Below are 6972 nucleotides of genomic sequence, written 5' to 3' on the forward strand. Positions count from 1 at the left end.
CCCCGCGCTACGCCCGCCTGCGCCGCCGCGTGCTGCGCGAGTGCGAGCCGCTGCTGTGGGGCGGCAAGCCGTGGTGAGACGGCGCCCCACGGCGGCGGCGCGACAGACCGCGGTCATCGTGCTGTAACCGCAGCCGCCGATGATGCGCGCCCTCGAACCCCGGATGAACGACATGGACCTGCTGCTCTGGCGTCACGCGGAAGCGGTGGACGGCAGCCCCGACCACACCCGCGAACTCACCCCCCGCGGTCTCAAGCAGGCGCGTCGCATGGCGCGTTGGCTGGAAGACAACCGGCCGAAGAACCTGAAGGTACTGGTCAGCCCCACGCTGCGCACCCGCCAGACCGCGACCGCCTTCACCGACGACTTCGAGATCGTCGGCGGCCTGGGCCCGGACGGCAACGTCGCCGACATCCTCGCCGCCACCGGCTGGCCCGAGGGCAACGGCGCCGCCCTGGTGGTCGGCCACCAGCCCGCCCTTGGCCGTCTGTGCGCGCTGCTGCTGTCGGGCAGCGAGGCCGACTGGACGATCAAGAAGGGTGCGCTGTGGTGGTTTACCAACCGCGTGCGCGAGGACGAGACGCAGACGGTGCTGCGCGCGGTGATTCCCAGCGAGCTGGTGTAAGGCGCCAGGCGTGAGGAGCGCGGGGCGCCCCGCTGCTCACGCCTGGCGCTCCCATTGAATTCCTCGCCGCGAGCACGGTCCAACCCGTCGTGAAATATCCCGGACGGCAGGCTCGCGCACGGTCCTCGAAGCCCGTGGAGGGCTCGCTTGTGCTTTGCGATGCAATGCGTAAGATGCCGTCTTCCTTCCGGAACGGACCATGCTCGAACGCTTTCTGCCCACTCGCGAGGCCATCACGCAAAGTCGCATGCTGCGCTGGCTGGGGCCGCGCCTGCACGACCCGCTGCTGTGGCACGTCAACCGGCGCTCGGTGGCACGCGGCGTGGCGATGGGCGTGTTCTTCGGGCTGATGATCCCGATCGCGCAAATCCCGGCGGCAGCGATCGCCTCGCTGCTGCTGCGCGGCAACCTGCTGATCGCGGCAGCCTCCACGCTGGTCAGCAATCCGCTCACCTACGGTCCGCTCTACTACTTCGCCTACCAGCTCGGCGCGGGCGTGATCGGCCGCCGCACGCCAGCCGCGCTCACCGCGGACGACGTCGAGGCGCCGGTGCGCGCCATCGACTCGCTCGCCCAAGCCTGGGCCTGGATCGGCGGCATCGGCCAGCCGCTGCTGGTCGGCATGGTGATCATGGCGGTGACGGGCGCGCTCGTCGCCTACTGGGGCACGCAGCTGGTGTGGCGGCTCCGCGTCGCCGCCCGTCGTCGCCGCCAGCGCCGCGAGCGCAGCGCGCGCGCATCCGCGCAGGCTATTGGAAGCGCCTGAACGCGGGCGTATCCTTCGCATCCCCTCATCCGCCCAACGGACGGCCATGGCCATGGAAGAGTGCATCCCCGACGGTACGGTCGCGATCATCGACGGCGTCCGCCGCATCTACTACGACGGCTACTGGCTCAAGGCCTACGAGCCGCCGGCGGACACGCTCGACGCCAAGAAGCGGCTGATCCAGGCGCTCACCCGGCGCCTGTTCAACCATGTCGAGCACGGCATCAACATCCCCGGCAAACGCCTCGACGATGCGCGCCGCGCCTACGAGACCGAGGAGGACCCCGCGCGCAAGCGCGTCAAGGGCGCGATGTACGCGGGCGCGCTGTTCAACCGCGCCACCGACATCTTCACCAAGCTGGTGGAGTTGCAGGAGCTGGGCATCGAGATCGCCACCGACAACCCGCTCATGCGCGAATGCGGCGGCTGCCTGCAGGAGGCGCTCAAGCTCGGCCGCCTGGTGCTGCACCGCAGCGGCGACGAGGGCATCGACGAACTGTGGGGCGAGCCCTTCCGCGCCTTCTCGATCCCGGTCGAGGCCTTCTACGAGAGCCGCTACATCAAGATCGCCCAGGCGCTGCGCGAGGTCGACCGCATCGCTGCAGTGATGGCCGCCACCTTCGCCACGACGCCGCTCTTCCGCGGAATCGAGCCGCTGGTGTTCGACTTCGCGCGCATCGCCAAGATCAAGTGCGAGACCTTGCGCACCGACCCGGACATCTTCGACGTGTGGGCGGAGTTCGTCACCGCCTCGGAGCGCCTCGCCGCGCTCACGCCGGCGCTCGGCCCGGGCGCCGACGAGTGCACCCGCCAGCTCGCCGCCGACGGCCTGCACCTGATCCTGCAGGGGCGCAACCTGGTCACCGACATCATCCGCGCACGCGTGACCATGCCCAAGAGCGCGCGCGAGTTCATCGAGCGCTGCGAGACCTTCGCGGCACGCGCGCAGGCGGCCTCGCATCCCCCGCTCGCTGCCGCCAACGTGGGCCTGGGCGAGACGCGCGCGTAAACAAACAGCGCGCGCGGGGGCGTGCGCGGAGAAGCATCGCGACTTGCGTCGCTCCTACAGGAGAGGCCGCTCGCGCCTCACAGGATGATCCCGCCGCCCAGGCACACCTTCGACTCGTAGACCACGACGCTCTGCCCGGGGGTCACCGCCCACTGCGGCTGGGCGAAGGCGATCTCGGCGCGGCCGTCGGCGATGCGGTCGATCTCGCAGGGCTGGTCGGGGGTGCGGTAGCGTGGCTTGGCGGTGTACACCCAGTGGGAGTGCGGGTCGCGTCCGGCGATCCAGTTCAGCTCGCCGGCGACCAGGTGGTCCCTGAGCAGCGCGGGGTGGGCGTGGCCCTGGACCACGTAGAGCACGTTGGCCTTGACGTCCTTCTGCGCCACGTACCAGGCCTCGTGTTCGCCCGCCTCGTCCTGGTGGCCCTTGAGGCCGCCGATGTGGAGGCCCTTGCGCTGGCCGATGGTGTGGTACATCAGGCCCTGGTGCTCGCCGAGCACGCGGCCGTCGTCGAGCGCGCGGATCTCGCCCGGCCGGGTCGGCAGGTAGCGCATCAGGAACTCGCGGAAGGGGCGCTCGCCGATGAAGCAGATGCCGGTGGAGTCCTTCTTCTCGGCCACGTGCAGCCCGGCCTCGGCGGCGATCCGGCGCACCTCGCGCTTGTACAGCGCGCCGAGCGGGAACATCGTCTTGGCGAGCTGCTCCTGGTTGAGCCGGTAGAGGAAGTAGCTCTGATCCTTGGTGCCGTCCTCGGCCTTGAGCAGCTGGTACTCGCTGCGGCCGTCGTTGGCCCACTCGCGCACCTGGGCGTAGTGGCCGGTGGCGATGCGTTCGGCACCGAGCTGCATGGCGTGGTCGAGGAAGCAGCGGAACTTGATCTCGGAGTTGCACAGCACGTCCGGGTTGGGCGTGCGCCCGGCCTCGTACTCGTGCAGGAAGTCGGCGAACACGCGGTCCTTGTATTCGGCGCTGAAGTTGACCACCTCGAGGTCGATGCCGATCACGTCGCACACCGAAGCCACGTCGACGAGGTCCTGCCGCGTCGAGCAATATTCCGAATCGTCGTCGTCCTCCCAGTTCTTCATGAACAGCCCGGTGACCTGGTAGCCCTGACGTTTCAGCAGCAGCGCGGTCACCGCCGAGTCCACCCCGCCGGACATGCCGACCACCACCTTCATCCCCGCCCCGTCCTGCCTTCCATGCCGACTACTGGACATTCGGTCCACCTCCATTGAGCCATTCCGCGAGCGGCAGCACGACCGCCGGCTCGCCATTGTCGACGAACCAGCTGTCGACCACGTAACGTTGTCCCGGACGGTCGTCGCCGTCCATCTCTCCGATCACCAGCCCGTCCTCGGTGCAGTTGCAGCCCGCCAACGCCTGGCCGGGCGGCAGGCGCTCGAAGCGCTCCTCCACCGACAGCGCTTCGATCACCGCGCTGAAATGCTGCAGGATCAGCCGGGTGCGGCGCGCCGGTTCGACCACGCGATGGAAGCGCAGCGCGCCGCGCGCCTCGAGCAGCTGCAGCAGCCGGGTCGTGGAGGTCGAGTGATCGATGCAGTCCATGCGCCCGTCCGCGCCCTCGTCGAGCAGGTTGCCGGCGCGGTCGGCCGCGATCGCCGTCTGGGTCGCGGCCACCCGGTACAGCCCGCCCACCGCCTCGGCGAGGCGCTCGCGCTCCTCCCCGGCGCTGCGTGCCGCAGCGAGGCGTTCGCCGATCCGGCGCAGGGTGGACTCGCGCACGCGCACGCTGCCCTCGCTCGCGCAGCCGTAGTTGTAGCAGATGTTCACGCGCGCGCCGCCGGCGGGGCCCTGCGCCCCCGCCATCGCCCACGTCGTCGCCGGCAGGGCGAGCAGCGCGGGCAGCAGCAGGCGGAGCGCAGGTGCCATCATCCCGTTCAGCGGTGATGCACCAGCGCCAGCGGATGGCGCTGCCCGGCGATCCAGTCCTCGATGCACTGCAGGATCAGCGGGCTGCGGTGGCGATCGGCGCATGCGCGCACCTCGTCGAGCGTCAGCCACACCGCGCGCACGATGCCCTCGTCCAGCCTGCGCCCGGACTCCTCGCCGCACAGACGGCCGCCGTAGGCGAAGCGCAGGTAGGTGATGTCGCCCTGGGGGCGGGTCCACTGATAGATGCCGACCAGGTATTCCGGCTCGAAGTGGTGGGCGGTCTCTTCCAGCACCTCGCGCACCGTGGCCTGCAGCAGAGACTCGCCCTCCTCGAGGTGGCCGGCAGGCTGATTGAAGCGCAGGCCTTCGGGCGTCTCCTCCTCGACGAGCAGGAAGCGGCCGTCGCGCTCGATGATGGCGGCGACGGTGACATTGGGTTTCCAGGGACGATCCTTCACTTCGATGCTCCAGGCGCATGAAGGCCCGCATTCTAGCGCGCACCACCGGGGATGGAGGAGCACCGCTTGCCCGTCGACCGCGCTGGCGCCCGGTCTGCGACGACGGTCGCGGCTTTGCGCGCGGCCCGCGTCCTCGGCACGGCTTTACGCTAGAATCCGAAGGCTTTGCGCCCCGTGGACGATCGAGGGTGCGCGACGAACCCATCCAGCGAACATTTTTCAAGGCGGAGATCTTCATCATGTCCATGGCTGACCGCGACGGCTTCATCTGGCAGGACGGCAAGCTCGTTCCGTGGCGCGAGGCGACCACCCACGTCCTCACCCACTCGCTCCACTACGGCCTCGCCGTGTTCGAGGGCGTCCGTGCCTACAACACCGTCAGCGGCACCGCGATCTTCCGCCTCGCCGAGCACACCCAGCGCCTGATCAATTCCGGCAAGATCTACATGATGGACATCCCCTATTCCAAGGATGAACTCATGGAGGCGCAGAAGGAGGTCGTGCGCGCGAACAAGCTCGAGTCCTGCTACCTGCGCCCGATCGCCTTCTACGGCTCGGAAAAGATGGGCATCTCCACGCTCGGCGCGCGCGTCCATGTCGCGATCGCGGCCTGGCCCTGGGGCGCCTACCTCGGCGAGGAAGGCCTGCAGAAGGGCATCCGTGTGAAGACCTCGTCCTACACCCGCCACCACGTCAACTCGACGATGCCGCGCCCCAAGCTGTCGGCGACCTACCCGAACTCGATCCTCGCCAACCTCGAGGTCACCCGCATGGGCTACGACGAGGCCCTGCTGCTCGACAACCAGGGCTTCGTCGCCGAGGGCGCAGGCGAGAACCTCTTCATCGTCAAGGACGGCCGCATCTACGAGCCCGAGATCGCCTCCGCGCTCACCGGCATCACCCGCGACTCCATCCACGTGATCGCGCGCGAGCTCGGCTACGAGGTCGGCACCAAGCGCCTGACCCGCGACGACATCTACCTCGCCGACGAGGCCTTCTTCACCGGCACCGCCGCCGAGGTCACCCCGATCCGCGAGCTCGACGACCGCCAGATCGGCGAAGGCAGGCGCGGCCCGGTCACCGAGAAGATCCAGACCCGCTTCTTCGACGTCGTCAACGGCCGTGCGCCCGAATACGCGCACTGGCTCGCCCACGTCTGATTTCCACGCTCCGAGGATTCCGTCATGGTTGAGAACACCGACAAGACCCAGGCCGTCGTCACCACCGCCAAGGACCTGCCGCTGCACTGCCCGCCGCCGGGCGCGCCGCTGTGGGCCCGCCACCCGCGCGTGTTCCTCGACATCCTGAAGACCGGCGAGGCGGTCTGCCCGTACTGCAGCGCGCACTACGTGTTCAACGGCGAGCGCCCCAAGGGCCATCACTGAGAACCCGGGTGCCGGGCCGGAATGGCCCGCGACCCGACCGGACCACGGGGGCTGCGGCCCCCGTGGTCTTTACGATCCACCCACAATAACAACACAACCTTGAGCAGACCTGTCTTCACCACCGCCCTCGAAGCGGAAGCCGCCTTCTACCGCGCACTCTCCGAGGGCGACTTCGAGGCCTTGATGGCCGTCTGGTCGGAAGAGGAGGAGGTCGTCTGCGTCCAGCCGGGCGGCCCGCGCATCGTCGGCCTGGCCGCGGTGCGCGAGATCTGGCGGCAGATCCTCGCCGACGGCGCCCGCATCCGCATCGACATCAGCCATGCGGTGACCAGCTCCACCGCGATGATGGCGATGCACTGCGTGCTCGAGCGCCTCGCCACCGACGGTCCCACCCCGCGTACCGCGACCATCGCCGCGACCAACGTCTTCGTGCGCGGCGCCGACGGCTGGCGCATGGTGCTGCACCACGCCTCGCCGGTGCCCGAGATCTCGGGTCCCGAGGATTCGACACCGCGCGTGCTGCACTGAGCCCGCCCGCGCACGGCGACTCGTCCGCGGCGGCGTGACCCGGTCGCGCTTCGCGGCCTAGAATCGCGCCAACCGCCGCCCGGGCCGGCATCGCCGGGCGAGCTTCCCCGCCTTCGCCCTGCCTGGAACCGCCCATGCGCCACCCCCTGCCCGCAGCAGAGCTTTTCAAGGCCTACGACATCCGCGGCATCGTCGACACCGTGCTGACTCCCACGGCGGTGCGCGCGATCGGCCACGCGATCGGCTCCGAAGCCGCGGTGCGCGGCCAGCGCGCGATCGCGGTGGGCCGCGACGGCCGCCGGTCCGGCCCG

9 protein-coding genes and 1 pseudogene are annotated in these 6972 nt (G+C 69.7%); 7 read left to right on the forward strand and 3 right to left on the reverse strand.

The features are described 5' to 3' along the window. The first annotated feature begins 172 nt into the window (after window positions 1-172). The 3 genes from C665_RS17180 (at window position 173) to C665_RS17190 (ending at window position 2400) form a co-directional block, all read left to right on the forward strand. Window positions 173-625, forward strand: a complete 453-nt coding sequence (locus C665_RS17180; RefSeq protein ID WP_040829532.1) for a SixA phosphatase family protein — start codon at window positions 173-175, stop codon at window positions 623-625. A 199-nt stretch (window positions 626-824) separates the two neighbouring features. Further along, a complete protein-coding gene (locus C665_RS17185; RefSeq protein WP_004324107.1) occupies window positions 825-1391 on the forward strand; it encodes a DUF2062 domain-containing protein in 567 nt (188 codons plus the stop codon). A gap of 52 nt (window positions 1392-1443) precedes the next feature. Next, the gene (locus tag C665_RS17190; RefSeq protein ID WP_004324109.1) at window positions 1444-2400 is read left to right on the forward strand and encodes a hypothetical protein; all 957 of its coding nucleotides are present in this window, start codon (window positions 1444-1446) and stop codon (window positions 2398-2400) included. A gap of 77 nt (window positions 2401-2477) precedes the next feature. Here the strand turns inward: C665_RS17190 and mnmA are convergent, their stop codons facing one another. Genes mnmA through C665_RS17205 form a run of 3 tightly spaced genes read right to left on the reverse strand, consistent with a single transcriptional unit; the run spans window position 2478 to window position 4748 of the window. Next, window positions 2478-3575, reverse strand: a complete 1098-nt coding sequence (gene mnmA / locus C665_RS17195) for a tRNA 2-thiouridine(34) synthase MnmA (protein ID WP_004324112.1) — start codon at window positions 3573-3575, stop codon at window positions 2478-2480. Between the two features lie 28 nt (window positions 3576-3603). Continuing rightward, a complete protein-coding gene (locus tag C665_RS17200; RefSeq protein ID WP_004324114.1) occupies window positions 3604-4287 on the reverse strand; it encodes a hypothetical protein in 684 nt (227 codons plus the stop codon). An 8-nt stretch (window positions 4288-4295) separates the two neighbouring features. Then, window positions 4296-4748: an NUDIX hydrolase gene (locus C665_RS17205; protein ID WP_004324116.1), complete on the reverse strand. Its 453-nt coding sequence runs from the start codon at window positions 4746-4748 to the stop codon at window positions 4296-4298. 239 nt (window positions 4749-4987) lie between these two features. Between C665_RS17205 and C665_RS17210 the strand changes: the two genes are divergently transcribed. From C665_RS17210 to C665_RS20370, 4 genes and pseudogenes are all read left to right on the forward strand, one after another. Next, the gene (locus C665_RS17210) at window positions 4988-5908 is read left to right on the forward strand and encodes a branched-chain amino acid transaminase (RefSeq protein WP_004324118.1); all 921 of its coding nucleotides are present in this window, start codon (window positions 4988-4990) and stop codon (window positions 5906-5908) included. Between the two features lie 24 nt (window positions 5909-5932). Next, window positions 5933-6133 (forward strand): zinc-finger domain-containing protein, encoded by a 201-nt coding sequence (locus C665_RS17215; protein ID WP_004324121.1) that lies wholly within the window; start codon window positions 5933-5935, stop codon window positions 6131-6133. 99 nt (window positions 6134-6232) lie between these two features. Continuing rightward, the gene (locus C665_RS17220; RefSeq protein ID WP_004324122.1) at window positions 6233-6661 is read left to right on the forward strand and encodes a YybH family protein; all 429 of its coding nucleotides are present in this window, start codon (window positions 6233-6235) and stop codon (window positions 6659-6661) included. Between the two features lie 134 nt (window positions 6662-6795). After that, a pseudogene (locus C665_RS20370) lies at window positions 6796-6972 on the forward strand (phosphomannomutase/phosphoglucomutase); the annotation flags it as partial.

This window comes from Thauera aminoaromatica S2, assembly GCF_000310185.1.
Taxonomy (GTDB): domain Bacteria; phylum Pseudomonadota; class Gammaproteobacteria; order Burkholderiales; family Rhodocyclaceae; genus Thauera; species Thauera aminoaromatica.